Below are 19,689 nucleotides of genomic sequence, written 5' to 3' on the forward strand. Positions count from 1 at the left end.
GCGAACGCGGTACCCGGGACTTCGGGTTGATCAGCCGACGCGCCCACGGAGTGTCACCGTGCGATCAGCGGTGCCGGGCCGGACCGCACCGGCAGTGCTTCGCCGACAGGCACCGACGCCTCGGCCCGCACCTCGAGCTCGCCGTCGGCGTTCAGCCGGATCGCGGTGCTGTGGCGTCGGCCGTCGACCGGCCCCTGGTATTCCGCGCGGGTGTGGCAGCCACGGCTTTCCGCTCGGTCGGCGGCCGCGATCAGCAGGGTGCGGGCGGTCAGGGTGAGGGCCGCGTCCTCGATCCAGCGCAGGACTCGCGCGGAGTCGAAACCTTCTGGTACGTCAGCGGTTTCGTGGTTCGGGGCCGAGGCTCGGCGCGGTGATCCCGCCGCTGCGGCGTCGAGCGGTGAGGCTGTCGAGCGGGCGGCGTCGATCGTGGCCAGTGCCGCGGTGAGGCCGGTGCCGTCGCGGACGACCGAGGCGTGCTCGGTCATGGCCTGCTGGACCACGCCCCGGTCGGCGAATTCCAGTGTCCAGGAATCGATGTCGCCGAGATCGGTGCGCAGGCCGAGGCGTTCGGACGCGGCGGCACCGGCGCGTTCGCCGACGACCAGGCCCTCGAGCAGGCTGTTGGAGGCCAGCCGGTTGGCCCCGTGCAGGCCGGTCCGGGCGACCTCGCCCGCGGCGTAGAGACCGGGGACGCCGGTCCGGCCGTGGGTGTCGGTCAGGACGCCGCCGCACTGGTAGTGCGCGCCGGGGGCGACCGGGATCAGCTGGGTCGCGGGGTCGATGCCCGCGGCCAGGCAGGAGGCCGTGATGGTCGGGAACCGCTGGGCGAAACCGGTGAGGTGGCGGGCGTCGAGGTAGACGTGATCGGTGCCGGTCGCGCGCATGCGCTCCGCGATGGCCCGCGAGACCACATCGCGCGGGGCGAGATCGCCGCGCGGATGCACACCCGCGGTCACCGAATCACCGTGGGCGTCCAGCAGGATCGCGCCCTCGCCGCGCACGGCTTCGCTGATCAGCGGCCGCCTGCCCACCCCGCCCGGCGTGTAGAGCACCGTCGGATGGAACTGCACGAACTCGAGATCGGCCACCGCGGCACCCGCCCAGAGGGCCAGGGCCACACCGTCGCCGGTCGCGCCGGGTGGGTTGGTGCTCGAGGCGTAGAGCTGGCCGAGTCCACCGGTCGCCAGCAGCACCGCGGGGGAGCGGACCACGCCGAAACCGTCGGGCGAGACCGCCACCACGCCGCACACACCGTCGGGCCCGGTGAGCACGCGCAGCGCCGCGGCGCCGAAGAGCACCGGCAGACCGGCCGCGTTGAGCGCGCGCTGCACCTCCGCGCCGGTGGCGTCACCACCGGCGTGGATGATCCGGCGGGTGCTGTGGCCGCCTTCGCGGGTGCGCGAGATCTGGCCGTCGCGGCCCAGATCGAACACCGCGCCCAGGTCGGTCAGCGCGGCCACCGCCGCCTGACCACCCTCGACGATGGAACGCACCGCGTCGACCTCGCACAGCCCGGCACCGGCCTCGACCGTGTCGAGCACATGCGAATCGACCGAATCGCCCCGCGGCGCGACCACCGCGATGCCGCCCTGGGCGTACTGGGTGGAGGTGTCGGTGGGCCCGCCCTTGCTCAGGATCAGCACGCGCAGGCCACGCAGTGACGCCGTGCGCGCGGCCGTGAGCCCCGCGACGCCACCGCCGACGACCACCAGGTCCACCTCGGCCTCCCAGGAGACCGGAACCGTCGTCGTCACGGCCGTTACCGCGTCGACCGCGCGGGAGCCGAGGGGCTCACTCCCCACCGCCGGGGTTGCCGATCTCGATCATCCGCTGCACCGAGGCCCGCCCGGCCTCGGCCATCGCCAGGTCGACGTGCACCTCGTCGGCGCCCTCGACCAGGCAGCGCAGCAGCGCGGCCGGGGTGATCATCTTCATGTACGGGCAGGACGCGCGGTCGTTGACGGCCTGGAAGTCGATGCCGGGGGCGGCCTTGCGCAGCTGGTGCAGCATGCCGATCTCGGTGGCGACGAGCACCTGGGTGGACTTGGCCTGCTTGGCGGCGTCGATCATGCCGCCGGTGGACAGGATGTGCACCCGGTCGGCCGGGAACGAGCCCTCACCGGCCAGGTACAGCGCCGAGGTGGCGCAGCCGCACTCCGGGTGCACGAACAGCTCGGCGTCGGGGTGGGTGCGGGCCTGCTCGGTGAGCTCCTCGCCGTTGATGCCCGCGTGCACGTGGCACTCGCCCGCCCAGATGTGCATGTTCTCGCGCTTGGTCTCGCGCTTGACGTGCGCGCCGAGGAACTGGTCGGGCAGGAACAGCACCTCGCGGTCGGGGTCGATCGAGGCGACCACGTCCACGGCGTTGGAGGAGGTGCAGCAGATGTCGGTGAGCGCCTTCACCTCGGCGGTGGTGTTGACGTAGGAGACCACCATCGCGTCGGGGTACTCGGCCTTCCAGGCGCGCAGTTCGTCGGCGGTGATGGAGTCGGCCAGCGAGCAGCCCGCGCGCTCGTCGGGGATGAGCACGGTCTTGGCCGGGCTCAGGATCTTGGCGGTCTCGGCCATGAAGTGCACGCCGCAGAACACGATGGTGTCCTCTTCGGCCTCGGCCGCGATCCGCGAGAGCGCCAGCGAGTCACCGACGTGGTCGGCCACGTCCTGGATCTCGGGCAGCTGGTAGTTGTGCGCGAGGATGGTGGCGTTGCGCTCGCGCGCCAGGCGGCGCACTTCGCGCGCCCATTCCGGGGTCGCCTCGACACCCGCGTATCCGGTGGGTCCGTCGAACACCGAGCCCATCAGCGGCTGTGCAGTCGTCGTCGCCATGATGGCTCCCTTCTTCGTGCGAGCGGCTCCGTCGCCACGATTCGCACCAAACCAGGTTTTCGACTTATAATCGAAAACGTGCCCCATAGTAACACCATCCACGAATCGCTCACCGCGGTGTTCCAGGTTCGCCGCTTCCCCGCCGACATTTCCGCAGGTAGCAGCGTTTCGGGTCGGTCGAAGCACCCGGAACTGGCCGTTCTGCTGTGGGAGCGGGCACTGGATCCGCAGAAGGGCACCTGGTCGCTACCGGGCGGTCGGTTACGTGACGACGAGGACCTCGACACCTCGGCGCGCCGTCAGCTGGCGGAGAAGGTCGACGTGCGCGAGCTGTCGCATCTCGAGCAGCTCTCGGTGTTCAGCAATCCGCACCGGGTGCCCGCGCCGCGGCGTATCGCCTCGGCCTATCTCGGCCTGGTCCCGCTGACCACCGAACCGGAGCTGCCGCCGGACACCCGCTGGCATCCGGTCTCGGCGCTGCCGGACATGTCCTTCGATCACGGCACCGTCGTCGAGCACGCCCGCACCCGGCTGGCCGCCAAGCTGTCGTACACGAACATCGCCTACGCCCTGGCCCCGGACATCTTCACGCTGTCGGTGCTGCGCGAGATCTATTGCGCCGCACTGGGGTACGACGTGGACACGACCAATCTCCAGCGGGTCCTCACCCGCCGCAAGGTGATCACCCCCACCGGCGACACCGCCCCCTCCGGCCGCGCGGGTGGGCGCCCCGCCGCGCGCTACCGCTTCACCGATTCCGGCCTGCGCGTCACCGACGAATTCGCCGCCCTCCGCCCACCGGGCTGAGCGGTTTCGCGGGGCCCGAACTTGTCGGTGCCCGGTGCGACACTGCTGTCATGGATGCCGAATCGAATGTGCGGGACAGTGCCTCGACGATCTCCTACGACGATCCCGACGCGCCCTGGAACCGTGAGTACTCGCCCGAGGAGATGGTGGGCTGGAACGACGGGGTGATCACCGAGTTCCGGGAGAACGGGGGGAAGGTCGCCGGCGACTACGCGGGCGCGACCCTGCTGTTGCTGACCACGACGGGCGCGAAAAGCGGCCGCTCCCATCTGGTTCCGCTCGGCGCGCTGTACCGCGACGACACGCTGTATGTGAGCTCGTTCGTCGAGGGGAAGTACCCGGCCTGGTTCCACAACGCGAAAGCGAACCCGCAGGTGACCGTGGAGCTGGGTGGTGAGACCTTCGCGGCCACCGCCGAGGTGCTCGAGGGCGCCCGCTACGACGAGTTCGCCGCCTGGGCGCTGGCGAACAACAGCCTGCTGGCCGAGTATCAGGCCACGGTGGACAAGCCGCTGCCGCTGGTGGTGTTGCGCCGCGACGCGTGACCGGTGCGCGGGTGGTCAGCAGGCGCGCGTCATCGTCTGCTGGTGCACTCGTTCGCCCTGGTAGCGCAGGCCGGGGACATCGGCGGGCGCGCCGGTGGGGGTGAAGCCGAGGCGGGTGAAGAAGCGGACGGCCCGGGTGTTCTCGGTGAGGGTCTGCAGGTAGCAGCCGGGCGCTCCGGCGGCGCCGGCGTGGTCGAGGAAGCGGTGGACGAGAGCTTCGGCGGCGCCGGTGCCGCGGGCGGCCGGGGCGACATTGATGTGCAGGTGGGCGGGGAAGCCGGGGTCGGTGAAGTCGCCTGCCGGCTCGCGGCGGCGCAGGCGGGAGGTGAGGGTGTCGGCGACCGCGCGGGCGAAGAACAGGGCGGGGCCACGGCGCAGCACCAGGCGGTAGCGGCGGATGGCCTCGGTCATCCGCTCCTCCTCGCTGGGGAAGTTCGCGGAATCGACACTGCCGACGAGGTAGCCGGTGAGCTCGCCGTCGGCGACCGCGACGAACACCGATTCCGGTTCCCGGTCGAGGTAGGGATCGAGATACACCGCGGCCTCGGATTCCGGATGCCCCCACAGGCTCTCGGTCGGTGACCCCGACCCGGCGAGCACGGCCAGCGCCCTGAGCTCGGTGCGGTCCTGTTCGGTGAATCCACGGATCTCCACCTTCCCGACGTTACCCGGGCCGGGGCGCGCGGGTCAGGTGGTGAGTTCGCGTTGCAGCGGTGTGCGGAAGCGGGGGATGGCGCGGACATCGCCGAACCAGGTTGCCGTGCGGGCGATCTCGGCGTCGATGAGGGCGCGGTGGTCGCTGCCGACGTCCTCGAGCAGGCGGGTGACGATCTCGCCGTCGGCGCGCTGGGCCCAGCCGCCGACGATGCGGCCGTCGGCCCAGATGGTGGGGCCGATATTGCCGTTGCGGTCGAACAGGGCCGGGGCGTGCGGGCCGAGGAACCAGTCGCGGGACTGCCAGCCCATCGGGGTCGGGTCCAGGGCGGGCAGCAGGGCCGCCCACGGCTCCGGCTCGGGGACCGGGGCGAGGTCGTCGGCGAGCAGGAGGCCGGTGGTGCCGTCGAGGTCCACCTCGGCGATCGGCAACCGCGCCAAGGCTTTACGCACCTCGCCGAGCGTCCAGCCGGTCCACCACTTCAGATCCGTCACCGGCGCGGGTCCGAAGGCGTGGAGCCACTGCCGTACCAACTCGGCCCTCGCCTCCTCCGTCGACAGCACCGAATCCTGTGCGGGCAGCCAGGTTTCCACCGGCGCCCAGGTGTACTGGCTGCTCGTCCAGCTCCCGTTGGGGCGGCCGCGGACGATGCGGCCCTCGGCGCCGAGCACCACCAGCACCCAGGTGGTGATGTTGGTGGGCTTGGAGTACGACTTGCCGGGCGCGGTATCGATCTGGGTGCGCAGGCGCGGCACGTCCTTGCTGAGCTGGGCGCCCGTCGCCGCGCCCCGGGCCAGCAGCGCCGCGTGCGTCTCGGCTTCGACCTCGGCCAGCCAGGAGGCGACGTCGCCGTCGACGACACCGGCCTGCTCGATCAACCGGCCGTAGGTGCGCCGCTGCTTGTGGGCCAGCGCGTCGCAGGTCGAGGCCTGCAGCACCGGCACCAGTTCGGTGGGCGCCACGAACATGGTGCGCCGCATGGCGAGCAGCCGCACCAGCGCGCGCTCGTCGTAGAGTTCGCGCTCCACCGCCGCCGGGGTGAGATCGATCCCGCGCGCGCCGACCGAGAGGTACACCGTGGCCGGGTCGGTGGCGTGCAGCACCACCATCGAGCGCGCGATCTCGACGGGGTCGGCCGCACGGGCGGACAGGGCGAGACGGTGTCTGGTCGCCAGCCGGGCCCGGCGCTGCGCGATATCGATCGAGGGCATGCGCGGATCGTAGGCGCGACCACCGACATCCTCGAAGATCGCCGCCGTGGAACCCGCTGCGGCGCAGCACGGAACGGGCGCGGCGAACGGGCGAGTTCTGTCACTTTTGTGCAGAATCCAGGGTCGTCGTTTTCGCCGTGGGGCAGGGGCCGATGTTGTTATCGTCGCGCTCATGAGCGCAGCGCCACCGGTTGTCACTGCCGCTGAACTGGGCGTCGACGACGAGGAACGGCCTGCCCGCGAGCTCACCGGGTTTCCCGCGCGGCTGGTCGGGATCGTGGCGCTGGGGCTGGCGGGACTGGCGCTGTGGCAGGTGTTCCGGCCGCTGTCGCAGGGCAGCCAGTACTACCTGGTCGTGTTCCTGGCGGTCGCGCTACCGCTGGTGTTCCTGAGTTACCGGTCCGGGTGGGGCAGGCTCGACCGGGTCGACGGGCCCGCGGCGCTGGACTGGGTGCTGGCGGTGGGCGCGCTGCTGGTGTGCCTGTATCCGGTGCTGCCGTTCGTGATCGGTGACGGCGGCGGCGGATACGACGCGTTCCTGGACCGGCAGGGCATGCTGGCCGGGATCGACGTGGTGCTCGGCGCGGTGCTGCTGGTGCTGGTCCTGGAGGCGTGCCGGCGCACCACCGGCCCGATCCTGCCCGCGGTGTGCCTGGTGTTCCTCGCCTACGGCTACTACGGCGGGCTGCTGCCGCAGAGCTGGACCATCGCGCACGCGGGCCTGGACGTGGACCAGATCGTCGACGCCCTCTACAACTCCGGCAGCGGCTTCTACGGCACCCCGCTCGACGTGGCGGCCAGCTACATCGTGCTGTTCACGATCTACGGCGCGGTGCTCGAATTCTCCGGCGCCGCACGCTTCTTCGTCGACCTGTCGGTCTCGCTGTTCCGGCGCTCGCACAGCGCGGCCGGACGCACCGCGGTGGCCTCGGGCTTCCTGCTGGGCACCGTCTCCGGCTCGGGCACCGCGACCGCGGTGAGCACCGGCGCGGTGACCTGGCCGATCCTGCGCAAGGCGGGCTACCGGCCCGAACAGGCCGGTGGCATGCTCGCCGCCGCCGGCGTGGGCGCCATCCTCTCACCGCCGACACTCGGGGTCGCGGCCTTCATCGTCGCCGAATACCTCAACGTGTCGTATGTGACGGTGCTCGGCTGGGCGCTGATCCCGACCCTGCTCTACTACCTGGGCATCCTGCTCTCGGTCGAGATCGACGCCCGCCGCATCCACGCCGAGGGCCGCGCACCCGCCGACCTCGCCGCCGCGCCGCCACCGGTCTCGGGGTGGATTCTGCTGGGCCGCTTCGGCTATCACTTCTCCTCGCTGATCGTGATCGTGGTGTTGCTGCTGGCGGGGATGAGCGCCACCCGCGCCGTCGTCTACGCCACCCTGCTCGCGCTGCTGCTCGCCATCCCGGACCGGTTCCTGCGGGCCCGGGCGGCGGAAGACCCTGCGGCACAGAAGATCGCACCGGGCCGGTTCGTGCTCGACGCGTTGCGTGCCCTCTCGCTGGGGATGCGCGCGGCACTGCCGGTGGTCGCGGTGTGCGCGGCGGCCGGCGTGATCACCGCCATGACGACCAAGACCGGGCTCGGCGCGCAGGTGGCCGCGCTCCTGGTGCGGGCGGGCTCGGTGCTCTCGGACGATCCGGCCGTCGTGCTGGCGACCACGGCGGTGCTGGCGGCGGTCGCGCTGTCGCTGCTGGGACTGGCGGTGCCGGTGACGGCCTCGTTCGTCATCGGCTGGGTGATCATCGGGCCCGCGCTGCTGGAACTGGACGTGCCCGCGCCCGCCGCGGCGATGTTCGTCTTCTACTTCTCGGTGCTCTCGGAGGTCACCCCACCCACCGCGCTGGCCGCCGTCGGCGCGGCCGCGGTGACCGGCGCCAAGGCCATGGCCACCATGTGGCATGCCCTGCGCTACGCGCTGCCCGCCTTCCTCGTGCCGTTGACGTTCGTGCTCACCGACTCCGGCCAGCACCTGCTGGGCCGGGGCCCGCTGCTCGAGGTGCTGTGGGTCGGCGCGGCCGCCTGCCTGGGCGTGGCCGCGCTGGCGGTGGCGACCGGCGGCTGGCTGTTCGGGATCGGCGCGGTCGGCACCCCCGTCCGCGTCCTCGCCGCGCTGACCGGGCTGACGTTGCTCTACCCGGCGCCGCTCGCCACCGCGATCGGTCTCGGACTTCTGCTGGTGACGGTGCTCGCCGGGGTGGTCGAGCGGGCACGCGGCCGGACCGTCACGGAGACACCGTGACTCGAGAGGGGACACCATGGTCAGAACTGTTGTAGCCGCGGTCGCGGTGACCGCCGCGGCGGCGCTGCTCACCGGTTGCGGTGGCAGACAGGACACCCCGACCGCCGACTCCGGCGGCGCGGTCACCTGTGAAGTCCACCAGGACACAAGGATCGGCATCGCGACCGGCAATGCCACCGGCGTGTACTTCGCGCTGGGCAATGCCTTCGCCGAGCAGATCTCGGAGGCGACCGGCGGCACGGTCAAGGCCACCGCTGCCGAGACCGGCGCGTCGGTGCAGAACATCCAGCAGGTGGTCGGCGGCACCTACCAGGTCGGATTCTCGCTGGCCGACTCCGCCGCCGACGCGGTCCAGGGCACCGGCAGCTTCACCGACGCACAGCCGATCCGCGCGCTGGCCCGCCTCTACGACAACTACACCCAGGTCATCGTGCGCGCCGACGCGGGCATCGCCACGCTCGCCGACCTGCGCGGCAAACGCGTCTCCACCGGCTCGCCGAAATCGGGCACCGAGGTGATCGCCCAGCGCGTGCTGCAGGCCGCTGGCCTGAACCCCGACAGCGACGTCTCCGCGCAGCGCCTGGATCTCACCAAGACCGTCGACGGCATGAAGGACGGCTCGATCGACGCCATGTTCTGGTCCGGCGGGCTGCCGACACCGGGCATCACCGACCTGTTCACCACCGCCAAGGACAAGGTCCGCCTCCTCGACATCACCGGTGCGCTGCCGAAGCTGAAGGAGATCAACCCGGTCTACGAGGCAGGCGCCATCCCCGCCGCGACCTACGGGCTGGCCGCCGACGTGCCCACGGTGGTGGTGCCCAACCTGCTCGTCGTCCGCGAGGACCTCGACGCGAACCTGGCCTGCGTACTCACCCGCACCCTGCTGGACCGCAAACCCCAACTGGAACAGGCCAACCCGGCCGCCGCGGGCATCGACCGCGCCACCGCGAGCAAGACCGCACCGGTGCCGCTGCACCGCGGGTCGGAGGTCGCGCTGGGCTGACCAGGCTGTCCGTCGGCTGCTCGCGTGGGACGTGCCGGGGCGGTGTGTCGCGGGCCGACGGCTTCACACGCGAATGCCGGTGCGTGCGGTATCGGGTGCGCGCTGGACGCCCGGTGCGTGGTGGCGGACAATCGCGGGATGAAGCGGGTCGGCGGTGTCGTCGCGGTGTGTGCCCTGGTGTTCGGCACGGTGGTGGCGCTCGGGCCCGCGGTGCGCGCGCAGCCGGAGTGCGCGGCGGGGGTGGCGGTGAACCCGGTGGTGCTGACCGTCGACGGTGAGCGGGCCACCGGGCGGGTCTACGAGCCGTACCGGTGCGTGCCGGGTGATACCCCCGCCACCCAGCTGGTGGTGGCCGTGCACGGGCACGGTGGGTCCTCGGCCGACTTCGCGCCGTACATGACCGCGCTGGCGCGGGCGGGCGGGTCACCGATCCTGCTGATGGATCTGCGCAGCGCGGACGGGCCGTGGCGCACGGGGGAGTGGAACCTGTGGGCGGGCTGGCGTGACGTGGTCGCCGCGACGCAGTGGTATCGCGACGAGCACCGGGCGATCACCTCCACCGTGCTGTGGGGCTGGAGTCAGGGCGGGATCACCAGCGGGCTCGCGGTCGCGCACGGTCCGGCCGGGCTGTTCGACTACTGGGTCGACAACTACGGTCCCGCCGACGACTTCACCATGTGGGCCGCCGCGGGCACCGTGAACGCCGACCTGCCCGCCCAGATCGAACGCGACGCGGGCGGCTGCACGCCGCTGGTGTGCCCGCTCGCCTACGTCGACCGGTCGCCCGCGCTGCTCGCCGGGCGGATGAGCATGCGCCGCGCCGTCCTCGTCCACGGCACCGCCGACACCGTGGTGCCCTTCGCGACCAGCGTGGAACTGCGGGCCGCGCTCACCGCGGCCGGCAAACCGTTCTCCTTCTACACCGTCGTCAGCGGGCGCGACCTCGACGGCGCGATCGTGCCGGGCAACCACGATGTCGGACCCGCGCTGTACGAAGGCGGCTGTGTCGTGCTGCGGCTGCTCGCGGGCACCGAACCGCTGGACCCGCCGATCAGCGACTATGTCGTCGACGTGGCGGCGGGCGTGGTCACCGCGCCGCCCGCCCCACCCGCCGCGAAATGCGCCGCCTGAGGCGGGCACGGAACACCGGCGCGATCCCGGGTGTTGTCGCGGAGGCAGGGCAGACACCGGCGGAAACGAGGACACGATGAGCGAACCGGCGCGGCGCGCGGACCACTGGCAGCACCCCGACCTGGATCTGGACGCCTACCTGGCCCGCATCGGCTACGACGGGCCGCGCACCCCGACGGCGCGGACCCTGCACGCCCTGGTCGAGGCACACACCACGACCATCCCGTTCGAGAACCTCGAGATCATCCTCGGACGCGGCGTTCCGCTCGATCTTGCGGCGCTCCAGGACAAACTGGTCCGGCGCAGGCGTGGCGGCTACTGCTACGAGAACGTCACCCTGTTCGCGGCCGTGCTGGCCCGGCTCGGCTTCGGCGTCACCGGGATCAGCGGCCGGGTCACCATGGGCACCCTCGACAGCGGGGTGATCCGCCCCGCCACCCACGCGCTGCTGCGGGTGACCACCGACTCCGACGACCGCGTCTGGCTCTGCGACGTGGGCTTCGGTTTCGGCCCGCTCGCCCCGTACGAACTCACCGAGACGCCCGGCGAGTTCCGGATCGGACAGTGGCGGCTGCGCCTGGAACGCCGGGTCGACGAACTCGGCGGCGACCTGTGGGTGCTGCACCATTTCGCCCGCGACGGCTGGCAGGACCGCTACAGCTTCGGCACGCTCCCGCAGTACCCCGCCGACTACGCGGTGGGCAACCATTTCGTGTCCACCTCCGCGCATTCGCCGTTCACCCGCAGGCCCTTCGTCCAGCGATTCCGGCCCGAGGCCCACCACGTGCTCGACGACCTGACACTGACCACCGAGTACCCCGACGGCACCGCCCAGGCCCGCGAACTCGAACCGGGCGAACTGCCGAAAGTGCTGGCAGAGGTGTTCGACATCGACCTGGACGAGGCCGACGCGGCTACGCTGGTCGGCACACCCTGGCGAGTGAACTAGACACCGGCGCGGGGAGCTCGCGCACGGCCCGGCGGTTTGCTTCCGCGGTGTCGCTACGGCAAATTGATGGTTACTTGCCGGGAAACAACCCCGATGCTGGCTGTGGGGTTCGAGACAGTGGGGTCGTCCGTGCCGAAGCTTCCATCCGTGGTGCCGATTCAGCGGGAATCGGTGACCCGTCCCGGGACGGCCGAGGCCGTCACCGTCCGGCGCGGGGATCTGGACGGGCTGCGCGGCGTCGCGATCGCGCTGGTGGTGGCCTTCCACGTGTGGATGGGCCGGGTCTCCGGCGGCGTCGACGTGTTCCTGGTGCTCTCGGGCTTCTTCTTCACCGGCGCGGTGGTGCGCGGGGTCGAGCGGCGCGGCGTCCTCGCCCCGATGGCCACGGCCCGGCGCACCGTGCGGCGGCTGATGCCCTCGCTGGTGCTGGTGCTGGCCGCGATCGTGCTGGCCACCATCGCGCTGCGGCCCTACACCCAGTTCGGCGAGACCGCCGCGCAGACGCTGGCCTCGATGTTCTACGGCCAGAACTGGTATCTGGCGGGCGCCGAACTGGACTATCTGGCCCCCGATCCGTCGGTGAGCCCGTTGCAGCACCTGTGGTCGATGTCGGTGCAGGGGCAGTTCTATGTCGCGATCGTCGCGGTGCTGGCGGGCTGGGCGTGGCTGCGCAGGCGCGGCGCGGTCGGCAGGCCCGCCCTGCTGCTCGCGCTCACCGGTCTCGGGCTGCTCTCGTTCTGGTACGCCGCGCACGGCTCGGCCACCCATCAGGCCTGGACCTACTACGACAGCCTCGCGCGCGCCTGGGAACTGCTGGCCGGTGCGGTGCTGGCCGTGGCCGCGCCCTACCTGCGGATCCCGGTGCGATTACGCGGCGTGGTCGCCCTGATCGGGCTGGTCATGGTGCTGTCGTGCGGGCCGCTGTTCGACGGCGCCAACCAGTTCCCCGGGACGGCCGCGCTGTGGCCGGTGGCCGCGGCCTGCCTGGTGATCGCCTCCGGCTTCGGCCCCGCCGGACCGCGCGCGTGGCCCAACCGCCTGCTCGGTGGTCGCGTCTGCACCGAACTCGGTGCCCTGGCCTACCCGCTGTACCTGTGGCACTGGCCGATCCTGATCTTCTATCTGGCCGAGACCGGCCGCTCGCACGCCGGACTGGTCGACGGACTGCTCGTCATCGGGGTCTCGCTCGTGCTGGCGTATGTCACCGCGCGGCTGGTCGAGAACCCCTTGCGGATGCCGTCCGCGGGCCAGGTGAGCACCGCGAACAACCGGGTCGCCGGCGGTCTGGTCGGGGTCCTCACGGTCGGGGTACTGGCCGCCACGCTCGGGTGGCAGGTGGTGCTCAGCGCCAATCCGGCGGTGCCGCCGCAGGCCCTGGACCCCCACCGCTATCCCGGCGCGTCGGCCCTGCTGTCCGGGGCCGAGTACTCGCCCGAACCCATGCGGCCCACCGTCTTCGAGGGCCCGGTCGACACCCCCTCGCCCACGACCGACGGCTGCATCACCCCCGATCGCGAGGTCCGCGTCTGCACCTACGGCGATCCCACCGCCACCCGCTCGATCGCGCTGGTCGGCGGCTCGCACTCCGAGCACTGGCTGCCCGCGCTGGAACTGCTCGGCGCCGAGCACGGGTTCCGGGTGATCTCCTATCTCAAGGAGGGCTGCCCGATCGTGCTGTCGGATCAGCCGTCCTACGCCGAGTACCCGTTCCCCGAATGCCACGCCTGGACCGTCGAGGTGCTCGACCGGCTGGCCGCCGATCCGCCCGGCTGGGTGCTGACCCTCTCGACCCGCTACCGCCAGTCCGGCGTGGGCGACGAGGTGCCGGTGGAGTACCTGGAGGCGTGGTCGGCGCTGCAGGACCGCGGGCTCAATGTGCTGGCGCTGCGCGATACGCCCCGTCTGCAGCGCGACGGGGTCTTCTACCGGGCCACCGACTGCCTGGCGCACCGCGGTGACGCCGACAGCTGCGGCATGGATCGCACCGACGCCCTCGACGCCGTCGACCCGGCCGCCGAACCCGCCGCCGGCTACCCGAACGTGCACCTGCTCGACCTGACCGACGCCGTCTGCCGCCCGCAGCGCTGCCGGGTGGTCGAGGGCAATGTGCTCATCTACCGCGACGAACATCACCTGACCGCCAGCTACGCCCGCTCGCTGGCCCCCGAGCTGGGCAGGCAGATCGGTCTCGTCACCGGCTGGTGGTAGCGCCGGATCCCCGCGCGGGCCCGCGACGGCGGCTACCCTCGGTCGCGTGCGACTTCCCCGCAAGACCCCGGTCCTGCTCTTCGCGCTCGCCCTGCTGCCGGTGGCCTGTTCGACCGGACCCGATCAACCCGAGACCGTCGCCACGGCCTTCGCCGCCGCGCTGACCAGCGGTGACGCGGCCGCCGCCGCGGCGCTCACCGACGCCCCCGCGCAGGCCACGCCGGTGCTCACCGCGCTGTTCGAGAACCTCGGCCGCACCGACACCGTCCGGGTATCGGGCACCGACGACAGCTCCTTCACCCTCGAATCCACCTGGAAGTTCGGTCCCGAGGGCCGCAACGAGTGGACCTACACCACCACCGGCACCGCCACCGACAGCGACGGCTGGAAGATCGCCTGGCGCCCGGAGACGGTCGCACCCGGCCTGGATCTGGGCCCCCTCGTCTACAGCCCGGTCCCGCCGACACCGGCCCGCGTGCTCGACGCCTCCGGCGGTGACCTGATGACCGAGCAGGAGGTGACCCTGGTCCGGGCGGCGCCCGACGCCGACCTGCCCGCCCTGGCCGCGCTGCTCGACCGGCACGGTGTCACCGAGGCGGGGACGCGCACCGAGCTGGCCGCGGCCGAGGGCAACCCCGTCACCGTGGTCGCGCTGCGCGAGGCCGACATCGCGCCCGTGCGCGAGCCGCTGGGCGCCGTGCGCGGGGTGACGCTCGCGCCGCAGACCCGCCTGCTCACCGTCGACCCGGCCCTGAGCGGCCCCACCCTGGCCGGGCTGAGCGAACTCTGGCAGGAGCAGACCGACGCCGCCACCGGCTGGGCGGTGCGCGCGCGGACCGCCGAGGGCACCCAGCGCATCGCCGGGCCCGACGCGAAACCTGTCACCGACCTCGCGACCACCCTCGACATCGACCTGCAGAACGCCGCCGAGGCGGCCCTCACCCCGATCACCACCCCCGCCGCCATCGTGGCACTGCGCCCGTCGACGGGGGAGGTGCTCGCCGTCGCGCAGAACGATCCCGCCGACGACCAGGGCCCGATCGCGCTCACCGGGCTCTACCCGCCCGGGTCGACCTTCAAGACCGTCACCGTCTCGGCCGCGCTGCAGGCCGGGAACGTGAACGTCGACACCGTGCTGCCCTGCCCGGGCCGCGCGACCATCGAAGGCCGCACGATTCCCAACGACGACGGCTTCGACCTCGGCGCGGTGCCGCTGCACACCGCCTTCGCCCGCTCGTGCAACACCACCATGGCCGAGCTCGGCGTGCGCCTGCCCGCCGACGGGCTCACCGCGGCGGCCGCACAGCTCGGTCTGGGCGTGGACTATGTGACACCCGGGTTGACGACCGTCACCGGGAAAGTGCCCGCCGCGCAGAACCCGGCCCAGCAGGTCGAGGCGAGCATCGGGCAGGGCGCCGTCACCGCCTCGCCGTTCGGGATGGCACTGGTGGCCGCCTCGCTCGCCCACGGCTCGGCGCCCACTCCGGCGATCGTGCGCGGCCGCCCCGGCACCCCGGATCGGCAGGCCGCGCCGGTGCCCGCGACGGTGACGTCGCAGATAGAGACCATGATGGCCGAGACGGTGAGCGCCGGAACGGCCACCGCGCTGCGCGACATCCCCGGCCTGCTCGGCAAGACCGGCACCGCCGAATACCTCGACGACGAGCACGCGCACGGCTGGTTCGTCGGCATCGACGGCGATGTGGCCTTCGCGGTCTTCGTCGCCGACGCGGGCAGCTCCGGACCGGCGGTCGAGGCAGCGGGCAGGATGCTGCGTGTGAAACGATGATCTATGTCACGCGTCGCGGACGGGCAATCACCCTGCTGCCGCACGCGGTCATCCCACGGCCAGCTACACTCGTCGACGGACCATATCCATGGTCAATACGCGGGATGTCACAATTTCGAGAAGGTTCGGAGTAGGCGCCATCGATACCGGTCAGAAGATCGCGGAGCATTACCGCCTGGTCGAGCGTATTGGTAGCGGCGGCACAGGCGTTGTATGGCGTGCTGTCGACGAACGCCTCCAACGCTCCGTGGCTGTGAAGCAGATCCACATCAAACCCAGTTTGCCCGAGGGCGAACGGGATGTCTTGCGCCAGCGCGCGATTCGGGAGGCCCGCAACGCGGCGCGCTTCCAGCATCCCAATGCCATCGTGGTGTTCGACATCACCGAGCACAACGGTGATCCGTGCCTGGTGATGGAGTACCTCAAGTCGGTCAGCCTGGCGGCCGAGCTCGGCCAGAAGGGCCCGCTGCCGCTGGCCGAGGTGGCCCGCATCGGCGAGCAGGTGGCCTCGGCGCTCATCGCCGCCCACCAGGCGAGCCTGGTGCACCGCGACGTCAAACCGGGCAACATCCTGCTCGGCGAGCACGGTGAGGTGAAGATCACCGACTTCGGCATCTCCCGCGCCACCGGTGACGTCACCCTCACCGAGACCGGCCTGATCTGCGGCACCGCCGCCTACCTGGCCCCCGAGGTCGCCCGCGGCTCCGACCCGACGCCCGCCGCCGACGTGTTCGCCCTGGGCGCCACGCTGTTCCACGCGCTGGAAGGCGAACCGCCCTACGGCGCCAACGCCAATCCGCTCGCCGTGCTCTACGCCGCGGCCAACGGCCAGGTGCGCGAGCCGCGCAACGCGGGCCCGGCCACCGACTTCCTGCTCGACCTGCTGAACCCGGACCCGCTGGACCGGCCGACCATGGCCGAGTCGCGCGCCGCGCTGGCCGCCTTCGCCGACGCGGACGCCGACGCCGTGCCCGCGGGCTTCGTCCCGGCCAGCGAGGCCTACAACCGGCGCAACTCCGCCGCGGCCACCCAGGTGATCCGCCAGTCCGGCCGCCGCGCCTCGCACGCGGGCGCCTCCACGGCGACCACCCGCCAGATCCGCTCGAACCCGCGGCCGCAGCCGCGGCTGGACACCGCCGCGCATCCGCCGACGCAGGCCCAGCCCGCGCCGCAGCCGCGCAAGCAGGCGGGCAAGGGCCGTGCGGTGCTGATCGGCTCCGGTGTGGGCGCGGTGATCGCGGCGATCGCCGTCGCGGTCAGCGCCATGAGCGGCTCGGACACCGATTCCCCTCAGGTGCAGGCGAATCCGTCGACCTCGGTGCAGTCGCCGGGCCCGGCCGCGAGCAACACCCCCGTGGCGGCGGCGCTCGGGCAGACCACCAATGTCGGCACCGTCGACATCGGTTCGGCCGGTCAGCTGGTGGAGGACTTCTACAGCAACCCGGCCGGTTCGTGGTCGCTGCTCACCCCCGCCGCGCAGAAGCTCTACGGCAGCGAGACCGCGTTCCGTGAGTACTGGAACGGGCGCATCATCAACACCTTCACCAGCATCACGGCGGTCAGCGGCAACAACGCCGACGGCTCCACCGACATGCAGCTGGCCAGCATCACCATCGACGGGCAGACCAGGTCCAACATGGTCATGCGCGTGGTGAACTCCGGCGGCCGCCTGCAGATCGACGGCAACACCCGCTGACACCGCCCACCCGAGCCGATCCCCGCGCCCGCGCCGGGATCGGCTCGCTGCTGTGCGGACCGGGGATGTGCCGGAAAAGCGATGGCGGGCGACCATTAGGCTGGTAGGTGACCTGAGACCGTGTAGAGACAGGATTGCACCCCGATATGACTCCCCGCATCGAGCTCGCCCGCGTCGACTTGCGCGGTCGTACTCCTTCCGCTGCCGAGCTGCGCACCGCGCTGCCGCGCGGAGGAGTCGACGTGGACTCGGTGCTGCATCACGTGCGGCCGGTCGTCGAGGACATCCGCGACCGGGGTGCCGAGGCCGCGCTGGACTACAGCGAGAAGTTCGACGGGGTGCGCCCGGCCGCGGTGCGCGTGCCGGTGGGCGAACTGGCGAAGGCACTCGACGAGCTGGACCCGGCCGTGCGCGCCGCCCTCGAGGTGGCCATCGAGCGGACCAGGAAGGTGCACGCCGACCAGCGGCGCACCGACATTGTCACCGAGGTGGTGTCCGGCGGCACCGTCACCGAGAAGTGGGTGCCGGTGGAGCGGGTGGGGCTCTACGTGCCCGGCGGCAATGCCGTCTACCCGTCCTCGGTCGTGATGAACGTCGTCCCGGCGCAGGCCGCCGGGGTGGAGTCGCTGGTGGTGGCCTCGCCGCCGCAGGCGCAGTTCGGTGGGCTGCCGCACCCGACCATCCTGGCCGCCGCCGCGCTGCTGGGCGTCGACGAGGTGTGGGCCGTCGGTGGCGCGCAGGCCGTGGCGCTGCTGTCCTACGGCGGCACCGACACCGACGGGGCCGCGCTCGAGCCGGTCGACCTGATCACCGGGCCCGGCAACATCTACGTCACCGCGGCCAAGCGGCTGTGCCGTGGCCTGGTCGGGATCGACGCCGAGGCCGGTCCCACCGAGATCGCGGTGCTCGCCGACGCCACCGCCGATCCGGTGCACGTGGCCGCCGACCTGATCAGCCAGGCCGAACACGATGTGCTCGCCGCCAGCGTGCTGGTCACCGATTCGCCGGCGCTGGCCGATGCCGTCGACGCGGCGGTGAACGCCCAGCTCGCCGTGGTCAAGCACAACGATCGCGTGCGCGAGGCGCTGGGCGGCAAGCAGTCCGGCATCGTCCTGGTCGACGACATCGCCCAGGGCCTGCGCGTGGTCGACGCCTACGCCGCCGAGCACCTCGAGATCCAGACCGCCGACGCCGCGGCCGTGGCCGCGCGGGTGCGCAGCGCGGGCGCCATCTTCGTCGGCCCCTGGGCCCCGGTGAGCCTGGGCGACTACTGCGCGGGCTCCAACCACGTGCTGCCCACCGCGGGCTGCGCGCGGCACTCCTCGGGCCTGAGCGTGCAGACGTTCCTGCGTGGCATCCACATCGTGGAGTACACCGAGGCGGCGCTGAAGGATGTCGCCGGACACGTCGTCGCCCTGGCGAACGCGGAGGATCTGCCCGCGCACGGGCAGGCCGTGCAGGCGCGGTTCGAGGCGCTGTCGTGAGCACTCCCACCGTGCCCGGCGCCGCCGCGACCCTCGACCAGCTGCCCCTGCGCGACAACCTGCGCGGCAAATCCCCTTACGGCGCACCGCAATTGACCGTGCCGGTGCAGCTCAACACCAACGAGAACCCGCACCCGCCCAGTCGCGCGCTGATCGACGACGTCGCCGAATCGGTGCGCGCCGCCGCCGCCGACCTGCACCGCTACCCCGATCGCGACGCGGTGGCCCTGCGCGCCGACCTCGCCGCCTACCTCACCCGGCAGACCGGCGTGCCCGTCGACGCCGCGAACGTGTGGGCGGCCAACGGCTCCAACGAGATCCTGCAGCAACTGCTGCAGGCCTTCGGCGGGCCCGGCCGCAGCGCCCTGGGTTTCGTGCCCTCCTACTCGATGCACCCGATCATCTCCGAGGGCATCGACACCGAGTGGATCGAGGCCAAGCGCAGCGGCGACTTCTCCCTCGACATCGACTACGCCGTGGCCCAGATCGCCGAACGCCGCCCCGACGTGGTGTTCGTGACCAGCCCGAACAACCCCACCGGCCACAGCATCCCGATCGGCGAACTCGAACGGCTGCTCGCCGCCGCACCCGGCATCGTGGTGGTGGACGAGGCCTATGGCGAGTTCTCGGCCGCGCCGAGCGCGATCACGCTGATCGACCGGTTCCCGACGAAGCTCGTGGTCACCCGCACCATGAGCAAGGCTTTCGCCTTCGCGGGCGGACGCCTCGGCTACCTGGCGGCCTCGCCCGCCGTGATCGATGCGATCCTGCTGGTCCGGCTGCCGTACCACCTCTCGGTGGTCACCCAGGCGGCCGCGCGCGCCGCACTGCGGCACGCCGACGAAACCCTCGGCAGCGTCGCCGAGCTCGCGGCCCAGCGCGACCGGGTCGCCGCCGCGCTCACCGCGCAGGGCTTCGCAGTGATCCCCAGCGACGCCAACTTCATCCTGTTCGGCCGCTTCACCGACGCCGCGGTGGCCTGGCAGCACTACCTCGACGCCGGGGTTCTCATCCGCGATGTCGGCATCCCGGGCTACCTGCGCGCCACCATCGGCCTCGCCGCGGAGAACGACGAATTCCTGCGTGTGAGCGGCGAACTCGCCGGCACCGACCTCACCCATTGACCGCTGGAGG

General features: G+C 72.0%; 15 protein-coding genes. 11 read left to right on the forward strand and 4 right to left on the reverse strand.

Annotated elements, in window-relative coordinates; translation table 11 throughout:
* Positions 1-53: 53 nt before the first annotated feature.
* Together ACFC06_RS27825 and nadA are read right to left on the reverse strand one after the other, a co-directional pair.
* Entirely contained in the window at positions 54-1,754 is a 1,701-nt protein-coding gene (locus ACFC06_RS27825; protein WP_375938019.1) for an L-aspartate oxidase, read from the reverse strand.
* 37 nt (positions 1,755-1,791) lie between these two features.
* Entirely contained in the window at positions 1,792-2,826 is a 1,035-nt protein-coding gene (nadA, locus tag ACFC06_RS27830) for a quinolinate synthase NadA (RefSeq protein WP_375938022.1), read from the reverse strand.
* A 78-nt stretch (positions 2,827-2,904) separates the two neighbouring features.
* Here nadA and ACFC06_RS27835 point away from each other — a divergent pair, with 78 nt between their 5' ends.
* Both ACFC06_RS27835 and ACFC06_RS27840 read left to right on the forward strand, forming a co-directional pair.
* Positions 2,905-3,633, forward strand: coding sequence for an NUDIX domain-containing protein (locus ACFC06_RS27835; RefSeq protein ID WP_375938025.1), 729 nt, complete (start codon positions 2,905-2,907; stop codon positions 3,631-3,633).
* Positions 3,634-3,683: 50 nt separating this feature from the next.
* A complete protein-coding gene (locus ACFC06_RS27840; protein ID WP_375938028.1) occupies positions 3,684-4,178 on the forward strand; it encodes a nitroreductase/quinone reductase family protein in 495 nt (164 codons plus the stop codon).
* Positions 4,179-4,193: 15 nt separating this feature from the next.
* Here the strand turns inward: ACFC06_RS27840 and ACFC06_RS27845 are convergent, their stop codons facing one another.
* Together ACFC06_RS27845 and ACFC06_RS27850 are read right to left on the reverse strand one after the other, a co-directional pair.
* Complete coding sequence (locus ACFC06_RS27845; RefSeq protein ID WP_375938031.1) at positions 4,194-4,832, reverse strand: GNAT family N-acetyltransferase; 639 nt, start codon at positions 4,830-4,832, stop codon at positions 4,194-4,196.
* A 33-nt stretch (positions 4,833-4,865) separates the two neighbouring features.
* Positions 4,866-6,044 carry a winged helix DNA-binding domain-containing protein gene (locus ACFC06_RS27850; RefSeq protein WP_375938033.1) on the reverse strand — a complete coding sequence of 393 codons (1,179 nt, stop codon included), beginning with the start codon at positions 6,042-6,044 and terminating at the stop codon, positions 4,866-4,868.
* Between the two features lie 172 nt (positions 6,045-6,216).
* Between ACFC06_RS27850 and ACFC06_RS27855 the strand changes: the two genes are divergently transcribed.
* From ACFC06_RS27855 to ACFC06_RS27895, 9 genes are all read left to right on the forward strand, one after another.
* Positions 6,217-8,292, forward strand: a complete 2,076-nt coding sequence (locus ACFC06_RS27855; protein WP_375938036.1) for a TRAP transporter permease — start codon at positions 6,217-6,219, stop codon at positions 8,290-8,292.
* A 16-nt stretch (positions 8,293-8,308) separates the two neighbouring features.
* Positions 8,309-9,298, forward strand: a complete 990-nt coding sequence (locus ACFC06_RS27860) for a TAXI family TRAP transporter solute-binding subunit (protein WP_375938038.1) — start codon at positions 8,309-8,311, stop codon at positions 9,296-9,298.
* 138 nt (positions 9,299-9,436) lie between these two features.
* Positions 9,437-10,429 (forward strand): alpha/beta hydrolase family protein, encoded by a 993-nt coding sequence (locus ACFC06_RS27865; protein WP_375938041.1) that lies wholly within the window; start codon positions 9,437-9,439, stop codon positions 10,427-10,429.
* A 76-nt stretch (positions 10,430-10,505) separates the two neighbouring features.
* Complete coding sequence (locus tag ACFC06_RS27870) at positions 10,506-11,378, forward strand: arylamine N-acetyltransferase (RefSeq protein WP_375938044.1); 873 nt, start codon at positions 10,506-10,508, stop codon at positions 11,376-11,378.
* A gap of 93 nt (positions 11,379-11,471) precedes the next feature.
* Complete coding sequence (locus tag ACFC06_RS27875) at positions 11,472-13,586, forward strand: acyltransferase family protein (protein ID WP_375938047.1); 2,115 nt, start codon at positions 11,472-11,474, stop codon at positions 13,584-13,586.
* A 46-nt stretch (positions 13,587-13,632) separates the two neighbouring features.
* On the forward strand, positions 13,633-15,375 hold the full coding sequence (locus tag ACFC06_RS27880; protein WP_375938050.1) for a penicillin-binding transpeptidase domain-containing protein: 1,743 nt from the start codon (positions 13,633-13,635) through the stop codon (positions 15,373-15,375).
* Between the two features lie 88 nt (positions 15,376-15,463).
* Complete coding sequence (locus tag ACFC06_RS27885) at positions 15,464-17,071, forward strand: protein kinase (protein WP_375938053.1); 1,608 nt, start codon at positions 15,464-15,466, stop codon at positions 17,069-17,071.
* Positions 17,072-17,217: 146 nt separating this feature from the next.
* Complete coding sequence (gene hisD, locus ACFC06_RS27890) at positions 17,218-18,555, forward strand: histidinol dehydrogenase (protein ID WP_375938056.1); 1,338 nt, start codon at positions 17,218-17,220, stop codon at positions 18,553-18,555.
* Positions 18,552-19,679: a histidinol-phosphate transaminase gene (locus ACFC06_RS27895; RefSeq protein ID WP_375938059.1), complete on the forward strand. Its 1,128-nt coding sequence runs from the start codon at positions 18,552-18,554 to the stop codon at positions 19,677-19,679. The genes hisD and ACFC06_RS27895 overlap by 4 nt, the downstream gene beginning before the upstream one ends.
* Positions 19,680-19,689: the final 10 nt, after the last annotated feature.

This window comes from Nocardia sp. NPDC056064 (assembly GCF_042266925.1).
Taxonomy (GTDB): Bacteria; Actinomycetota; Actinomycetes; order Mycobacteriales; family Mycobacteriaceae; genus Nocardia.

What these genes read in the sequence shown, in the direction of transcription:
- ACFC06_RS27870 (WP_375938044.1), top strand. Translation starts at nt 10,506, where the DNA reads ATGAGCGAACCGGCGCGGCGCGCGGACCACTGGCAGCACCCCGACCTG.
- ACFC06_RS27875 (WP_375938047.1), top strand. Translation starts at nt 11,472, where the DNA reads ATGCTGGCTGTGGGGTTCGAGACAGTGGGGTCGTCCGTGCCGAAGCTT.
- ACFC06_RS27885 (WP_375938053.1), top strand. Translation starts at nt 15,464, where the DNA reads ATGGTCAATACGCGGGATGTCACAATTTCGAGAAGGTTCGGAGTAGGC.
- ACFC06_RS27865 (WP_375938041.1), top strand. Translation starts at nt 9,437, where the DNA reads ATGAAGCGGGTCGGCGGTGTCGTCGCGGTGTGTGCCCTGGTGTTCGGC.
- ACFC06_RS27860 (WP_375938038.1), top strand. Translation starts at nt 8,309, where the DNA reads ATGGTCAGAACTGTTGTAGCCGCGGTCGCGGTGACCGCCGCGGCGGCG.
- nadA (WP_375938022.1), bottom strand. Translation starts at nt 2,826, where the DNA reads ATGGCGACGACGACTGCACAGCCGCTGATGGGCTCGGTGTTCGACGGA.
- ACFC06_RS27840 (WP_375938028.1), top strand. Translation starts at nt 3,684, where the DNA reads ATGGATGCCGAATCGAATGTGCGGGACAGTGCCTCGACGATCTCCTAC.
- ACFC06_RS27855 (WP_375938036.1), top strand. Translation starts at nt 6,217, where the DNA reads ATGAGCGCAGCGCCACCGGTTGTCACTGCCGCTGAACTGGGCGTCGAC.
- hisD (WP_375938056.1), top strand. Translation starts at nt 17,218, where the DNA reads ATGACTCCCCGCATCGAGCTCGCCCGCGTCGACTTGCGCGGTCGTACT.
- ACFC06_RS27850 (WP_375938033.1), bottom strand. Translation starts at nt 6,044, where the DNA reads ATGCCCTCGATCGATATCGCGCAGCGCCGGGCCCGGCTGGCGACCAGA.